This window comes from Streptomyces sp. NPDC002276 (assembly GCF_053891435.1).
The window spans coordinates 924,043-939,476 of sequence record NZ_JBSFCQ010000001.1; the positions used below are offsets into that span (position 1 = coordinate 924,043).

The 15,434-nt window shown below is 70.4% G+C and carries 15 protein-coding genes and 1 pseudogene; 2 read left to right on the forward strand and 14 right to left on the reverse strand.

Annotated features, from left to right (window positions below; all coding sequences use genetic code 11):
- Window positions 1–285: 285 nt before the first annotated feature.
- From ssuE to ACWIHT_RS04320, 12 genes are all read right to left on the reverse strand, one after another.
- Window positions 286–843, reverse strand: a complete 558-nt coding sequence (ssuE, locus tag ACWIHT_RS04265) for an NADPH-dependent FMN reductase (RefSeq protein WP_456164210.1) — start codon at window positions 841–843, stop codon at window positions 286–288.
- A 56-nt stretch (window positions 844–899) separates the two neighbouring features.
- Complete coding sequence (locus ACWIHT_RS04270) at window positions 900–1,655, reverse strand: alpha/beta hydrolase (protein WP_456164212.1); 756 nt, start codon at window positions 1,653–1,655, stop codon at window positions 900–902.
- A gap of 1 nt (window position 1,656) precedes the next feature.
- Window positions 1,657–2,691 (reverse strand): LLM class flavin-dependent oxidoreductase, encoded by a 1,035-nt coding sequence (locus tag ACWIHT_RS04275; protein ID WP_456164214.1) that lies wholly within the window; start codon window positions 2,689–2,691, stop codon window positions 1,657–1,659.
- 20 nt (window positions 2,692–2,711) lie between these two features.
- Window positions 2,712–4,448 carry an FAD-dependent oxidoreductase gene (locus ACWIHT_RS04280; protein WP_456164216.1) on the reverse strand — a complete coding sequence of 579 codons (1,737 nt, stop codon included), beginning with the start codon at window positions 4,446–4,448 and terminating at the stop codon, window positions 2,712–2,714.
- A gap of 9 nt (window positions 4,449–4,457) precedes the next feature.
- Window positions 4,458–5,798, reverse strand: coding sequence for an LLM class flavin-dependent oxidoreductase (locus ACWIHT_RS04285; protein ID WP_456164218.1), 1,341 nt, complete (start codon window positions 5,796–5,798; stop codon window positions 4,458–4,460).
- Between the two features lie 36 nt (window positions 5,799–5,834).
- Window positions 5,835–6,671: an ABC transporter ATP-binding protein gene (locus ACWIHT_RS04290; protein ID WP_456164220.1), complete on the reverse strand. Its 837-nt coding sequence runs from the start codon at window positions 6,669–6,671 to the stop codon at window positions 5,835–5,837.
- A complete protein-coding gene (locus tag ACWIHT_RS04295; RefSeq protein ID WP_456164222.1) occupies window positions 6,668–7,582 on the reverse strand; it encodes an ABC transporter ATP-binding protein in 915 nt (304 codons plus the stop codon). Before ACWIHT_RS04295 ends, ACWIHT_RS04290 begins: the two co-directional genes overlap by 4 nt.
- Window positions 7,582–8,487: an ABC transporter permease gene (locus ACWIHT_RS04300; protein WP_456164224.1), complete on the reverse strand. Its 906-nt coding sequence runs from the start codon at window positions 8,485–8,487 to the stop codon at window positions 7,582–7,584. The genes ACWIHT_RS04295 and ACWIHT_RS04300 overlap by 1 nt, the downstream gene beginning before the upstream one ends.
- A 2-nt stretch (window positions 8,488–8,489) precedes the next feature.
- Window positions 8,490–9,521, reverse strand: coding sequence for an ABC transporter permease (locus ACWIHT_RS04305; RefSeq protein ID WP_456164226.1), 1,032 nt, complete (start codon window positions 9,519–9,521; stop codon window positions 8,490–8,492).
- Window positions 9,522–9,568: 47 nt separating this feature from the next.
- Window positions 9,569–11,131, reverse strand: coding sequence for an ABC transporter substrate-binding protein (locus ACWIHT_RS04310; RefSeq protein ID WP_456164228.1), 1,563 nt, complete (start codon window positions 11,129–11,131; stop codon window positions 9,569–9,571).
- A gap of 490 nt (window positions 11,132–11,621) precedes the next feature.
- Entirely contained in the window at window positions 11,622–12,542 is a 921-nt protein-coding gene (locus ACWIHT_RS04315; protein ID WP_456164230.1) for a DsbA family oxidoreductase, read from the reverse strand.
- Window positions 12,539–12,988 carry an RrF2 family transcriptional regulator gene (locus ACWIHT_RS04320; protein WP_456164232.1) on the reverse strand — a complete coding sequence of 150 codons (450 nt, stop codon included), beginning with the start codon at window positions 12,986–12,988 and terminating at the stop codon, window positions 12,539–12,541. Before ACWIHT_RS04320 ends, ACWIHT_RS04315 begins: the two co-directional genes overlap by 4 nt.
- Before the next feature lie 163 nt (window positions 12,989–13,151).
- Between ACWIHT_RS04320 and ACWIHT_RS04325 the strand changes: the two genes are divergently transcribed.
- On the forward strand, window positions 13,152–13,658 hold the full coding sequence (locus ACWIHT_RS04325; protein WP_456164234.1) for a cupin domain-containing protein: 507 nt from the start codon (window positions 13,152–13,154) through the stop codon (window positions 13,656–13,658).
- Window positions 13,659–13,700: 42 nt separating this feature from the next.
- Here ACWIHT_RS04325 and ACWIHT_RS04330 read toward each other — a convergent pair whose 3' ends face one another.
- The gene (locus ACWIHT_RS04330; RefSeq protein WP_456164236.1) at window positions 13,701–14,303 is read right to left on the reverse strand and encodes a YdcF family protein; all 603 of its coding nucleotides are present in this window, start codon (window positions 14,301–14,303) and stop codon (window positions 13,701–13,703) included.
- A gap of 35 nt (window positions 14,304–14,338) precedes the next feature.
- On the opposite strand from ACWIHT_RS04330, the pseudogene ACWIHT_RS04335 reads away from it, so the two are divergent.
- Window positions 14,339–14,582: pseudogene (locus ACWIHT_RS04335) on the forward strand (SDR family oxidoreductase); the annotation flags it as partial.
- A gap of 56 nt (window positions 14,583–14,638) precedes the next feature.
- Here ACWIHT_RS04335 and ACWIHT_RS04340 read toward each other — a convergent pair.
- Complete coding sequence (locus ACWIHT_RS04340; RefSeq protein WP_456164238.1) at window positions 14,639–15,247, reverse strand: GNAT family N-acetyltransferase; 609 nt, start codon at window positions 15,245–15,247, stop codon at window positions 14,639–14,641.
- Between the last annotated feature and the right edge of the window lie 187 nt (window positions 15,248–15,434).

Genomic DNA, 15,434 nt, shown 5'->3' on the forward strand with positions numbered 1-15,434 from the left:
GGGCGTGCGGGTGCGTGAGAGAAGAGGACCGCGGGGGCGCCGCCCTGAAAGTAGGCACGACGAATACCGGCGCGGCGCGCTCGTGAGGAGGGGAATCGGATGCCGGAGCGGAGCGTCAACTCGGGGCGGGACACCCCGTGCTGGTGACACGCACATAGTCGACGTGGCGGCGGGTCACGAGCACGGTCATGCAGTGAGAGAACCACAGCCGGTGCCGGAGAACCAGCGTGACGTGGGCAGTTGAAACACGACTGCCACAACCACGCCGACCCCGGGTGCCGTTGTTCACCCCGTGGACGCGAGCACCGCCGTACGGCCTCCCAGCGCACTGGAGAAGAGATCCGTGACCTGCTCCAGCGCCGAAGCGGTGGCGGGCGCCACGGTCAGGGTGCCGTCCTCGCCGACCGTGATGTCCTTGTCGAGCGTGAACCACCCCGGCACGATGTGCGAGGGCCCCATGGAACTCAGCACCGGACGCAACGCGTAGTCGATCGCCAGCACATGGGCCGTACTGCCACCCGTGGCCAGCGGCAGCACCGTCTTGCCGGTCAGCGCGTACTGCGGCAGCAGATCGAGCAGCGACTTCAACAGGCCCGAGTAGGCGGCCTTGTAGACCGGCGTGCCGATCACCACCCCGTCCGCCTGCTCGAACAGGGCCGTGGCGGCGACGATCGCCGGATGCCCGAAGTCGGCGCCCAGCAGCGCCTGCGCGGGCAGGGTGCGCACCTCAAGCGGAGTCACGTCATGACCCTGGCGGCGGAGCCGGTCGTCCAGGTGACGCAGGAGCCGGGTGGTGCGGGAGGTGGGAGAGGGGCTGCCGGAGACGGACAGGATCGAGGCCATGACGGGACCTTCCGAGGTCGGGGTTCAGACGGTGTGCCGAGCGGATGGAGTGACGCTCACCAGGCGCTCGACCGCACCGTGATCAGCGGTCGGAGTTCGTTGCGCAGGGTCTCCAGGAACGTGACCACCTCGGCGGCCACCGAACGGTGCTGGAGGTCGTTCAGCACGTCGTGGTGAGCGCCGTGCACGACCGAAAGCCGGGCCCGGGAAAGGGACTTGGCGGTGTGCGCGAGCGCCTCGTGATCCGCGAGGGGGTCGGCGTCACCGACGAGGAACAGCACGGGCACGTCGGCCTCGCCCTCGTAGGCGGCGGCGAGCACCGCCTCCGGGATCGCGTCGTCGAGCGAGCCGCGCCGCACCTCGGGGTCCTGCGTGAGGTTGCCCCGGTGGGCGGGGCAGGAGGTGCGGACGTCGAGTTCCTCGTCCCAGCTGCCGGCCGTGGCGGTGGTGCCCGGGGCGCGGCCGGGCAGGCCCGCGAGGACCACGGCGTCGGGCCGGACGCCGGTCTCTTGGCCGAGCAACGCGGCTACGGCGGCGGCGCCCGAGTCGGCTCCGACGAGCACGAGGGGTCGTACGACACCGTTCTCGGCGGCCGTGTCCTCGGCGGCCTCGGCGAGGCGGGTGGCGAGGGCGGTGAGGTCCTCGGTGGCGAGGTCGGGGGCGTCGACCACGCGGACCCGGTAGGCGTCGGCGGCGAGCCGCCTGCCGAAGCGGGTGTAGGTGGCCCGGGTCTCACCACGGCCGGGGACGATCAGGATCGTGCCACGGACGAGGAGGCCCTCGGGGCCGAAGTAGTCGCTGTACTGGGTCATTTCACGCTCCTGCGGATGCGGGTTCGGCCACCCGCGCGGGCTTCCAGCCCAACGCGGGTGCCACTTCGGTGGCGATGAGTTCGAGGGCGCGGACGGCGGCGTCGTGGTCGGGGACCGCAGGGTTGAACTGGGTGATCAGGTCTGTTGCGACGGGCAGCACCTGTTCCTGCCCGAGCGCCGCGACGATGTCGTCCGGATGGCCGTAGAAGGAGTGGAAACGGCGCAACGCCTCTTCCTGGCCAAGGCCCTTGGGGAACGCGCCGTGCTCCGCCATGCGCAGCGCGGCGCGGTGGACGTCGTCACCGATCGACGCGAGCGCGGTGCGCCGGTCCTTGGCCGGGAACACGAACCGGGAGAGTCCGATCCGTGGTCGGTGCGGGCGGTTCCAGGCGGCCAAGTAGGCGTCCGCCCAAGGGCGTTGCACCTCGTCCGTGGGGGCGTCGAAGCCGTAGGCCGCCCGGTTGAGGAGGAGGTTCGAGCCGTTCTGCGCCGCGTACTCGGCGCCTTGCTTGCTGAACACCCCTTGCCAGACACGGTCGTCGAAGTCGCCGGGCCGGGGCTGGATACGGAATCCGGCCGTGCCCACCTCGCGGCGGTCGAGAGCCTGGCGCACGATGTCGAGGTTCTCGCTGGTGAGTTCGCGCCTGCGGGCCACGTCCTTGCCGAACGCCGCGTACTCCACCTCGCTCGATCCGCTGCCCGCGCCGAACTCCACGCGGCCCCCGCTGAGCGTGTCGACGGTGGCGATGTCCTCGGCCAGCCGGACCGGGTCCTCCAGCGGGAGGACGGTGATGGCGGTGCCGAGCCGGATGCGGGTCGTACGGGCCGCCGCGTGGGCGAGGAAGGTCCACGGGGAGGACAGCCCGCCGCCCCCGAGGGAGACATGGTGCTGGGCGACCCAGCCGACGTCGAAGCCCAACTCGTCGGCCACGACGAAGAGTTCCTGCGCGTTGCGGTAGGTGCGGGCGATGTCGTCGTCGCGGCCCTGGACGTGGGTGAGGAAACCGAGCCGGAAGCGTGGTCTCTCGCTCGTCATGGGGTGATGGCCTTTCGGTGTCAGGCTGCGGTGGAGACCGGGGTGGGCGTGCGTGCTGTTGTCGCCGTGGTCTGTCCCAGCACCTGGTCGAGTACGGCTCCGGCGCCCGCGTCGGGCAGGCGAGTGCCGCGCCAGACGACGTGCTGGTCGGGGCGGATCAGGACGTTGGTCGTGCCGTAGGCGTCCCGCGCCGCCGGGTCCGTGAGGTGGACGACCGTGAACGGCAGCCCGCGCGCGGCGACTTCGGCCGCGAAGGCCCGCTCGACCGTGCGGTCCTCGGTGAGGACGAGCAGGCCGAAGGAGGTGCCGAGGCGGTCGTAGAGGGTGCCGCCGCTCGGGTCGACGGGACCGTCCGGCGCGCGGTGGCCCGGTCGCGGGTCGTCCTCGTAGACGTCGGCGCGCCAGGGCTGTTCGGCGTCGAACTGGCCGGGTTCGTACCAGACGACCGACGACGCGTCGTACCGCTCGTCGAAGGCGACCCCGTCGCTGCCGAAACGGTCCCGGCGCAGCCGCGCGCCGATCTCGGCCCGCCGCCGCACGGCGTCCTCCCCGAGGTCCGTGTCGTCGGGGATCCCGCCGGCCCGGATCTCGGCCAGCGTCGCCTGCGAGTGCCGCGCCCGCTCCAACGAGTGCTCCGCGACACGCCAGTTGTGCGGGCGGCGCTCCTGGTCGTAGGAGTCGAGCAGGCTCGGCGGGGCGTGTCCGTCGAGGACCGCCGCGAGCTTCCAGCCCAGGTTGACGACATCGCCGATGCCCTCGCCCAGGTTGCCGCCGGGCGTGCGCACATGGGCCGCGTCACCGGCGAGCAGGATCCGGCCGCGACGGAACGTCTCCGCGATCCGGGTGGCGTGGTAGAAGGTCGTCGCGGACACCAGCTCCAGATCGAGGTCCAGACCGAACGCGGCCCGTCCGACGTCCAGCAACTCGCTCTCGGTGGGCTCGTGTTCGAGCGGGTACGGACCGGCGTACACCCGCCACTCGCGTGAGCTGACGGCGGCCAGGAAGCCGGACGCACGGGCGTTGACGACGATGTTCGTGGCACTCGGCGCGGGTCCCACGCGGTCCGCGATGTCGCCGGTGCGGACGATGAGGCGCAGCCGCTTCTCGGTGGCGTGCTCGCCGGTACGGTCGATGCCCGCGAGGCGGCGGGTGGTGCTGCTGCCTCCGTCGGTGCCGAGGACGTAGGCGGTCCGAATGGTGTGCGAGCGGCCGGAGTCGACGTCCACCACCTCCGCGTCGACACTGCTCGCGTCCTCGCGCAGATCGGTCAACGCCCAGCCGCCGGACACGCTCACGCCCCGCTCCGTCAGGTGGTCGAGGAACACCCGCTGGAACACGGTCTGCGGGCGGCGCAGGGCCTCGTCGGCTGAGTGACCGGTGGTGCCGCTCCTGTCGGTGAACGACGGGGCGGGCACCGCCACCAGTTCGTGTCCGGCCAGGGAGGTGACCAGCCGCGTGCCCCGGTGCCATTCCGGTGGGTACGTCCAGGCGTCCCGGACGCGTTGGAGGAGTCCCCAGCGCCGTAGATGCTCCACCACGCGAGGGGTGTGGCCCATCGCGCCGGCCCGCACCAGCGTCGCGGCCGGGGCGCGGTCGACTACGGCGACCGCGACACCCCGTGACGTCAGTTCGACGGCCGCCGCCAACCCCACCGGTCCGGCGCCGACGACGAGGACATCGACGGTCGCCGGGGGAGTGGTGGCGGGGAAGCGGACGGTGTGGACGTCGCGGCCCCCCGTCGCCGACAGTTCGGTCATCGCGCGGCCTCAGTCGTTCACGAGCTGGCGCTCGCGGGAGTGACGGTTGGCCGGGATCGGCAGGCCGAGGTTGCCGCGCAGGGTGTCGGACGTGTACTCGGTGCGGAACAGGCCGCGCTTCTGGAGGATCGGGACGACACTGTCGACGAAGTAGTTCAGCTCGTCCTCGGTGCGGAAGGCGAGGTTGAAGCCGTCGAGAGCGCGGGCCTCGAACCACTGCTGGATGGTGTCGGCCACGGTCCCCGGGTCCCCGACGAACGGCGACTGACGGAACTGGTTGACGGACTCGGCCACTTGACGCAGTGTCAGGTTCTCGGTCCTGGCCCGCTCGATGAGCTGCGAGGCGCCCGTGCGTCCGCCCTTCTCGGCGAGGTGGGCGACATCCGGGAAGGGCGCGTCCAGGTCGTGCACGCTGAAGTCGTACGCCCCGAAGGAGCGGCCCAGCAGCGCCAGGTTGCGGCTGAAGTCGTCGTCCTCCTCGAAGATCTCCCGCTCGCGACGGCGGGCGGCCTCGTCGGTGGCGGCGACGACCGGGCCGCCGTGGATGAGGATCTTGACGTGCTCGGGGTCGCGGCCGTAGGCAGCCGCGCGCTTCTTGACGTCGGCGTAGTAGTCCTGTGACGACTCCAGGGTGCCCCCGGGCGCGAAGATGCCCTCGGCGACCTGCGCAGCGAGGTCGCGGCCTTCTTCGGACACCCCGGCCTGGAAGATCACCGGCTGGCCCTGCGGGGAGCGGGAGAGGTTCAGCGGGCCCGCGATCTTGAAGTGCTCGCCCGCGTGGTTGAGTTCGTGCAGCTTGGCCGGGTCGAGGAACACGCCCCGCTCGACGTCGGCCGGGAACGCGTCGTCCTCGTACGAGTCCCACAGCCCTCGCGCGGCCTGCACGAACTCCAGGGCACGGCCGTAGCGGGTGGCGTAGTCGAGGTGCTCGTCGAGCCCGAAGTTCCGCGCGGTGCCGGTGTCGAAGCTGGTGACGACGTTCCAGCCGGCCCGGCCGCCGCTGATGTGGTCGAGCGAGGCGAAGCGGCGGGCGAGGTTGAAGGGCGAGTTGTACGTCGAACTCGCCGTGCCCACCAGGCCGAGATGCTTGGTGTGGGTGGCGACGGCCGACAACAGGGTCAGCGGTTCCAGGCGGTTGAGGTAGTGCGCGGGGTAGGTGGAGTTGATGAACTGGCTGTCGACGATGAACAGGGCGTCGAACAGGGCGTGTTCGGCGGCCTGCGCCAGCCGGATGTAGTAGTTGATGTCGATGCTGGCGTTCTTCGCGACGCGCGGGTCCTTCCACAGACCGTGCTGGCCGGGACCGCCCACGCCGTAGGGGTGGAGGGCGAGGTGGAGCGTGCGGGACATGGCTGTTCCTGTTCTGTCAGGGAGAGGTGACGGGGCTCAGGCGTGCAACAGGGCGCGCAGGGCCTCGCGTTCGGCGCGGTCGGCCGCCGCGCTGTGCAGGGTCGGCGCGGAGCGGACGAGCAGGCGGGTGTAGACGTGCTGTGGCTGGTTGATGACGTCGGCGGCGCCGCCGACCTCGACCAACTCGCCCTGGTAGAGCACGGCGATGCGGTCGGCGACCCCGGCGACGGACCCGAGGTCGTGCGAGATGAAGACGAGGGCGACGCCGTCGGCGCGGAGTTCCTTGAGGATCTGGAGGATCTGCACGCGGTTGGCGGAGTCGAGCGCGCTCACCGGTTCGTCGAGGATGACGAGACGCGGTTCGGTGACCAACGCCCTTGCCACCGCGACGCGTTGACGCTGACCACCGGACAACTCGCCGGGCAGCCGGTCGAGCAGGTCCTCGGAGAGCCTGACCCGGTCGAGGAACGCGCGCACCCGTGTCGCCGCCTCCTGCCGGGACACGCCCTGGATCAACAGCGGTTCGGCCAGGGACGTTTCGACCGTCACGTCCGGGTCGAGGCTGCGCAGCGGGTCCTGGAAGACGTACTGGATCACACCCCGGCGGCGCAGCGCGCGCCACTGGCGATGGCCGTACGCGCTCACCTCCTCGCCGTCGATCACGATCGACCCGGACGAGGCGCGCACCAGACCGAGTGCGGCCCGTGCGAGCGTCGACTTGCCGGAGCCGGTCTCGCCGATGATTCCGACCGTCTCGCCGGGGGCGATGCTCAAGGAGACCTGGTTCAGGGCCTGGCGGCGGCGTCGGCGCAGGCCATAGTGCACGTTCAGGTCGGTGACCTCAAGGACGGGACCGGCGAGTTCCCCGCTCATGCGTTGTCCTCCGCGACTTCTGTGGCTTCTGGGACGAGGAACTTGTCCAGGCCGTACTGCTCGTGCTCGGCGATCAGCAGCCGCGTGTACTCGTGCCGCGGGTTGTGCAACACCTCGTGCGTCGGGCCCTGTTCGACCACCTCGCCCTGGCGCATGACGAGGACCTCGTCGCAGAGCTGGGCGACGACGGCCAGGTCGTGCGAGACCAGGACGAGTGCAAGACCGGTGCGTTCGCGCAGGTCGGCCAGCAGGTCGAGGATCTCGGCCTGGACGGTGACGTCGAGCGCGGTGGTGGCCTCGTCGGCGATGAGGATGCGCGGGTCGGCGGCGATCGCGGCGGCGATGAGGACCCGTTGGAGCATGCCGCCGGAGAGCTCGTAGGTGTACTGGCTGTAGACCAGCTCCGGGTCGCGCAGGTGCACGGCATGGAGGAGGTCGATCGCGTGGCGGCGGGCCTCGCGCCGCTTCAGGCCCTTCTTGACGCGCAGGACCTCGGTGATCTGGGCGCCGACGCGGATCGAGGGGTTGAGATAGGACGCCGGGTCCTGGAAGACCGCGCTGATCGTGGCGCCCCGCAGGGCCGTCCACCGCGCCGACGAGAGCCCGGAGATGTCCTGGCCGTCGATCTCGATCGAGCCGCCGGTGACCTCGAAGTGGGTGGGCAGGATGCCGAGCGTGGCCCGGCAGGTGAGGGTCTTGCCGCTGCCGGACTCACCGACGATGCCGACGGAAGTGCCGGGTGTGAGAGTGAAGTTGACGCCGTGGACGATCTCCCGGCCCGCGGCCCGGTCGCTGATGCGTACGTCGCGTACGGACAGGACGGGCGTCGAGGGAGCGGCCGGCGGGCGGACGGGTTGTGCGGCACCCGGGGGCGCGGGTTCCGTCAGGACCTTCGTGGAGGAACTGGCCATCACGCACCTCCGGCGTGAACGTGGGCGAGGTCGGCGTCGGAGTCGGTCCCGGCGAGGCGATTGGCGCGTGCCTTGCGGTTGTTGACGAGGGCGCGGCCCGCCTCGCCGGAGACGTCACGGATCGCGTCGGCGAGGAGATTGCAGGCCCAGACGGTGACCATGATCAGCAGGGCGGGTACCAGTGGCGCCCACGGCTTCTGGGTGAGGTAGCCGAGGTCCGAGGCGAGCAGTCCGCCCCAGGTGGGCTGGGGCGGCTGGACGCCGATCCCGAGGAAGGTCAGGGACGACACGATGACGAAGCCGACACCGATGGTCTGTGCGAGCGCGACCGCGATCGGCGGCAGCACCTTGACCCAGACGTGCCGGCGTACGACCCACCCGATGGAGGCACCGGAGATCAGCGCCGCCTCCACGTACGGCGAGCGGGCCACGGCCAGCGTGGCGGCCCGGGCCACCCGGTAGAACAGCGGGGACACCAGCACCCCGGTGACCAGCATCGCCTGCGTGATGCCGTTGCCGAGGAGCGCGACCACGGCGACGGCGAACAGCAGGAAGGGCAGCGCGACCAATGTGTCGGTCAGCCGCAGGGTGATCCACTCGAAGACCCGGCCGAGGTAGACCGAGAGGATGCCTGGAATCGCGCCGACCCCCAGTGCCGTGAGGGCGACTTCGAGCGAGCCGAGCACGCTGACCCGGGAGCCGTCGAGCAGTCGGCTCAGCACATCGCGGCCGAGATAGTCCGTGCCCAGCCAGTGGCCGCCCGAGGAGCCGGCGAGGGTGTCGGAGCTGGTGGCCAGCGGGTCGTGCGGGGCGATGACCGGGCCGAGGAGAGCGAGCAGGGCGATCACGGTCAGGATCACCAGGGCGATCCGGCCGGACGTCAGGGAGAGCACGCGGCGCACCATGGTCACACCCCCCGCTGGGACGCCGGCGTCACACGCGCCAGCACCAGGTTGACGATCAGGTTGAAGACGACGACCAGGACGATCGACACCACCAACACCCCTTGTACGGCCGGTACGTCACCGGCCTGCGCGGAGTCGTTCGCGAACCGGCCGAAGCCCTGGAGCCCGAAGATCCACTCGGTGACGACCGAAGCGCCGACGAGCGTCGGGAACTTGAGTCCGAGCGTGGCGAGCGCCGGGCCGAGGCCGTTGCGCAGCACATGCCCGAAGAAGATCCGCCGTGGACTCAGTCCCCGTACCACCGCGCCCGTCACGTAGTTCTCGCGATAGGCGGCGATGAGGCTGGAGCGCAGTTGGCGGGCGACGTCGGCGACGACGTCGAAGCTCAACGCGATGGCGGGCAGGGTGATATGGGCGAGCCAGGGACCGAACCCCTGTGCCGCCGGGACGTATCCGGCGGACGGGAACACGTGCAGTCCCACGGCGAACACCGCGACCAGCACGATGCCGACGACGAAGGCCGGCATCACCGAGATCAGCGTGACGAAGCCCGTGATCGCGCGGTCGATCCATGTCGTGCGGCGCAGCGCGGCGAGCGTGCCGAGGCCGAAGCCCGCGACCACGCCGATGAGCAGCGCGAAGAACGCCACCGACAGGCTCACACCCAGGCCGAGGCCGATGAGGGTGGAGATGTCCGCGCCGTTGGTCCAACTGGTGCCGAGCTGTCCGTGCAGGACACCGCCCAGCCAGTCCGCGTACTGCACGAGGAAGGGCCGGTTGAGACCCCACTGTGCTTCGACTCTGGCTACCGCCTCGGGAGTTGCTTCCTCGCCCAGCTGGATCCGCGCCGGGCTGAGCCCGCTCAGCGACCGCAGCGCGAACGTCACGAACGTCGCGACCAGGAACACGGGCACGAAGATCGCGATCGACCGGGCGAGGGTGACCAGGACGCGGCCCAGCGTGCGCCGCGCCCCGGTCGTGGCGCCCCGATGACGGACGTCGGGTGATGTGGCCGGTGCCTCCGTCGTCGTCATGGCTTGCCCCCTCTCTGTAGTGGCTCTGTCTAGGAGTTGACGGAGTGTCAGTTGCTGCCGGAGATGGTCACGCCGGTCCAGTCGATGTGGGCCGGGTTCTTGGGCAGGGCGGAGATGGACTTGCTCTTGGCGATGAGGTTGGGCGAGGAGTAGGTGAAGACGAGCGCCTTGCTCTGGAGGCCGGCCCGGGTCGCCGCCTGGAGGACCTTCGTGTAGTCGGGCGAGTCCAGCGGGGTCTGGCGGACCTTGGCGATGGCCGCCTCGAAGCCCGAAGGCTCGTACGGCGTACTGAGGTTGAGCGGGCCGTTCGGACCGAAGTGCGCGGTCAGGGTCTGTGCGGCCGAGTCACGCCCCGTCGTCCCGTACAGCGAGAACGTCAGGTCCTTGGCGAAGAACGGCGTGGCCCAGTTCTTGTCGACCTTGATGGTGACGGTGATGCCGACCTTCGCCAACTGCGCCTGGACGATCTCAGCTTGGGGATCCTCGGCCGGGATGACGAGGTTCAGCTTGATCTGGCCCGCCTTGTAACCGGCCTCGGAGAGCAGCTGCTTCGACTTGGCCGGGTCGTAGGCGTAGTCGTTCGCGGACTGCGGGTCGTAGGCCACATAGCCCTTGGGGAAGGGCTGGTTGGTCGTCGAGCCGTAGCCGAAGGTCAGCTTGTCCACGAACTCCTGGCGGTTGATCGCGTAGCGGACCGCGTCCACGACCTTGTCGTTGTTGAACGGCGCCTTGTTGACGTTCAGGCTCAGGTTGGCGGCGTTGAAGCCCGGCTGGACGAAGACGTCGAGGCCCGCCTTCTTCGCGGCCTCGGCCTGACTGGGCGCGATGTCGGCGAAGTTGTAGACGCCGGTCTGGAGTCCGGAGACGACCGTCGCCGCGTCGGGCGCCGAGGTCAGCTCCACATTGTCGATGTGGATGTCCTTGGCGTCCCAGTAGTCCGGGTTCTTCTTCAGCAGGACCTTGGTGCCCGGGACGAGCTGGGTGACGATGAACGGTCCCGCGCCGACCGGGCTCTGGTCCAGCTTGGTCGGGGACGCCGCCGCCTTGGGGCTGGCGATCTGGAGCACGCGCTCGCCGAGGAGTTGGGGGATCTGGTAGTCGACCTGGCTGAGGTGGAGCACCGCGTCGAGCCCGTTGGCGTCCACCGACTTGATGGAGGTGAGGTCGCCGAAGAGCGCGGAGTTCTTCTGCTTCTGGGCCCGGACGATCGCGGCCTTCACCGCTGCCGCGTCGACCGGCGTACCGTCGCTGAACTTGAGGCCGGAGCGCAGGTGGAAGGTGATCTGGTCGCCCTTGGCGTTGTACTCCCAGCTCTTGGCCAGGTCCGGCACGGCCTTGCCGGTCGCGTCCGTGCGGGTCAACGAGGCGTAGACCAGGGCGAGTTCGCGGAACTGGGCGCCACTGCCGCTGACCACCGGGTCCCAGTGGGTGGGGAAGTAGGAAGAGGCCCACTTCAGCGTGGCGTTGCCGCCGGCCGTCGAGGCGTCGCCGCCGCAGGCGCTGAGCGCGGGGACGAGCACGGTGGCGAGGGCGGTCCCCAGGGCGGCGGCACGCAGTCTGCCGGGTCGGAAAGCCGCCCGCCGGCTGCGAGGCGTGAGTCGTCCGGACATCTTTGTTTCTTTCTTCGAGGGCTCCCGGCCGCGCCGGGGCAGCGGAAGGGAAGCGAGGGCGGCACACCCGGGGACCGAACACCGCACGGATCTGGACGACGGACATGCCGGTGCGGCTTCGAGACGCACGGGGGCATGCCGCGCCCGGACATGAGGCGTCGGCGGATCACGGGAGAGAGCCGGGACACGGAGGCAGAGAGGGGCGACGAAGCGCGAGGAGAACGACGCGGCGCGAGAAGGCGGGCGCCGGTCGGCGAGGCGGTGGGGCGCCCGTACCTACGCGAACGGGGTCAGGCGCCTGTGGGCCGGGGGCGGCGGGTCAGCGACAGAGAGCGCTACAGGTGCGCCGCAGGTCCACGTAGCGGCACACCACACCGGGGTGCGTCGTGAGCATGCTGCACATCCTGGGGCCAGTCGTCGGAGACTGTCAATGGACACCAATTGGTGTCTCATTGGGCGGGACGGTCTCTGACCGCTGATCAGAGGCCTGTCAGGGGCCGGGGGTGAGTGCGGGGTGCACCGCGGCCTCGTCCGGATGCAGCCACAGCGGCCCGTTTCCGGTCTCGACGCGGACGGCGTCACCGGGGGCCCACGGGCGGCCGTCGGTCAGCGACGCGCGTTCCGGCTCGGTGAGCGTCCGATACCGCGCGAGCGCCTCCTTCGCGGGCAACTCCGCGCGAGCGGGCACCAGTTCAGGACCGAGTCCGACGACGGCCGAGACGTACTCCTCGTACGGCCGCCAACCGGGCACGGCACGGCGGCCGGTGGCGCCACGCACCAGCAACGTCGGTAGCGCGTACCGGTGTTGACCGTCCGGGGTCTCCTTCGCGGCGCCGGGATGCGGCGACTCGCATCCGCGCACCGACAGCACCTCGTCGACCGGACGGCGCGCCTCGGCGTGATCGGCGCGTACCCGCTCCAGCACTTCGTCCGACGCCGCGTCGGCCGCGAGCCGGCCGACATCGAGACCGGATACGCCCGACAGCACGGAGATCGCCGACTCGGCCGTGTCCGCGGGCTCACCGAGCACGAACACGCTCTCCCGCAGCCGCCGTAGCACCCGATCGGTCACCTCGGCGCCCTGTGCTTCGGCCGCCTTGGCGACAAGTGAGGACGGCCAGGAACTCGCGGCCACCCGGCTCAGCCGCACGGCTCGCGGGGCGTGGGTGTGGGCGCTGATGTCCTCGACGTAGCGCGCGTACCAGGCGGTCTCCGCGGCGGGGTCGGGCGCCGGGTCGTCGTCGTGGTCGAAGAGGATGCAGTACGCGCGACGCCAGCGGACCTGTCCCGCGAAGGCCGCCCGGAGCCGACGGAACACGGGCTCGGATCCCCAGGCCCAGGGACACAGAGGGTCGGTGAACTCGACGACTTCGAGCATTTCGACGGCGAGTTGGTCGGCGGGGCGCGTCATGCGGCTCCCCGGCGGCTCAGTCGCTCGGCCGTCGCGTGTTCGTCGGTGGTGGCGGGCAGCAGGGTGGCGAGGGTCGTGCCGCCCAGCACGGCGGCGGCCTCGTCCTCGATACGGCGCCACACCCCGGGCAGGCCGGTGGCGGGACCCGGGTAGTCGAGCCCGGCCAGCGGTTCACCGCGCAGGGTGATCAACTCGCCGTCGACGGCGCGGGACACGTCCAGGAGCGTGATCTCGTCGGCGGGCCGGCCGAGCCAGTACCCGCCCTCGCAGCCACGCTGGCTGCGCACCAGACCGGCTCTGCGCAACTCGCCCACCACGGACTTCAGGAACCGGAACGGGATCTGCTGCGAGGAGGCGATCGCCTCGCACGTGAGCGGACGGGCAGGTTCGCAGGCGAGCTCCAACAGGGCCCGCGTGGCGTAGTCCGCCTTCGCGGAGATATGCATGCGCACATAATGCCCGACGCGGAGCCCGGCACGAGGACTTCCACAGGTTCCCCGTACGGGATCGCCCGTCCATTCCCTCGTACATTGCGGGAACATTGCCGCAGGTGAAGGACAATGGACACCTCTTGACATCCTTTTCGGCGCGGCTCTAGCGTCGCCAACCATGAGCGAGCCGTTGACCACCCCCGGCGAAGGTTTCCACCCCCATCTCCACGACGCCGCAGGGCAGTCGGCAACCCCCCTGCGCACCCGCCTGCACCACGTCCGCGCCGACGCCCTCGACGGCGACACGGCACAGAGCGGGGGCATGCGCAGGTTCGCCGCGGTGAGCGGGAAGACGGTCGGTTCCGAGAAACTGTGGATGGGCCAGACGCATGTCGCCCCCTCGACAGCCTCCTCCGACCACCACCACGGCGAATCCGAGACCGCGATCTACGTGGTCAGCGGGCACCCCGAGTTCGTCTTCCTCGACGACACGGGTCCGCAGCCTGAGGAAATCCGCCTGCGCGCGTCCCCCGGCGACTACATCTTCGTGCCGCCGTTCGTCCCGCACCGCGAGGAGAACCCCGACCCGGCGGACGAGGCAGTGGTCGTGATCGCCCGCAGCACGCAGGAGGCGATCGTGGTCAATCTTCCGGGGTTGTATGTGCTGGGGGCCGGGGAGGCCTGACGGGTTGTGACCAACTCCGGGTAGGGGAGGCGGAGTTGATGGTCAGTCGGCTGTGCGCCTTCGTTCATCGGCGTTCAGGCCGCGGAGTGTCCAGAGCCCGTACAGCGCCAGCAGCGGTTTGGCGAGCAGCCACTCGCCGGGGCGGTAGTCGTCCGCGCGGACCAGCTTCTTCGCGAGATCGGGGTGCTGTCGCCGCAAGTAGGCGCGGGCCTTGAGGGCGTGGGCCGGCTGGGAGACGATCTTGATGCGGTCGACGTCCTCAAGCAGCGGGACCACACAGGTGACGTTCTCCCACGTCGTCCGGCTCTCCTCTTCGAGGAGCACTGTGCCGTCGAACTTGAGCACCGATCGGGCGTAGTCGGCCATCAGTTGGGCTTCGGTGTCGCCACCGGTGGTCGTACCGCCGCTGAAGATCACTCGGGTGTCGTGCGTGCCGTCATCCGTGAGGGAGCGGATTCCGGCGCGGACGCGCCAACGGTTGATGAGGTTCGCCGTCGCCTGAGGGTTCCGGTATCCCAGCACGACCACGGCCTCGGCATCACCCTCGTTGTCTCCCACGAGAGTTCGGGACCAGCGCCGGTTCAGCCACTCGCCCCAGGCGAGGATCGCCACACCGGCTGCCACCGCACCTGTCCTTCGTCGCATCCGGCGACTCTAGCTTTCATGAAGCGCGGCTCGACCTAGTCACTGACGGCGGGGTGATCGTCCATGTCAGCACATCGGTGGGACGGCGGGCCTGGCCCGGCAGCTCGGTCTACGCGGCGACCAAAACCGCACTGGAACTGTTGACCCACAGTTGGGCGGACGAACTGGCCCCCCCCCGGGACATCCGCGTCGTCGCCGTCGCCGTCGCCCTCGGCGCGCGCACGGCAGTTCGCCCACACCCCGCTGGGCCGTATCGGACAGTCGGAGGAAGTGGCCTGGACCGGGGCCGAAGAACTGACGCGACGTGATGAGACAGTCCCACTCGGGATCTTCGATCAGCGGGCCGGTCGCCACATGGTGGTGACGATGTGGCCGGTGGCGATGGTGATCTCATCGCGGGCGGTGAAGCCGACGCTTCGGTAGCGGGCGAGGTTCGCCGGGTTGGACGATTCGAGGTAGGCGGGAGCACCGAGCGCGTCGACACGTGCGAGGCTCTCGGCGAGCAGACCCATGCCCAGCCCCTTGCCGCGGTGGTCGTCATGAACGCCGAGCAGGGTGAGGTAGAAGCAGGGTTCCTCGGGGTGGGCGGCTTCGAGTTGGCCGGAGATCGTCAGGACGGACTCGGTCACCTCGGCGCCGGCGGCCCGGGTCAGCAGGTCCGGCAGGCCGGCTTCCTCCTGATCGGTGAGTTCGGTGCCGCCCGGCGGGATCCATACGGCCGCGGCCTCCGCGCCCGGTGTGACGAGGGTCCAGGAGTAACGCAGTGCGGAGGTGACGTACAGGCGCCACATGACCGCCGCCTGTACGGCGCGCCGCTGTTCGTCGGGGAAGGCCGGACCCCACAGGGGGTCGTGGAAGAAGGCGGTGGTCAGGGTGTCGACGATGGTGTCGGTGTCCGCCGGGGTGGCGGTCCGGGCGGGGACGGGGCGGTGGGTGCTGGTCATCGGCGCACGATAACCGCAGTCAGGCACCTGGCGCTCGACGGATTTCGTCGCTTTGGCGCCTCACTTCAGCTCGATTTCGACGAAGGCCAGGGGGGCGGTGCCGGTGTTGACGACTTCGTGTTCGGCGCCGGCCGGGCGGGCATGGGACTCGCCCACCCGAGCTGTGAGGGGGGCGACCTTGGCTCAC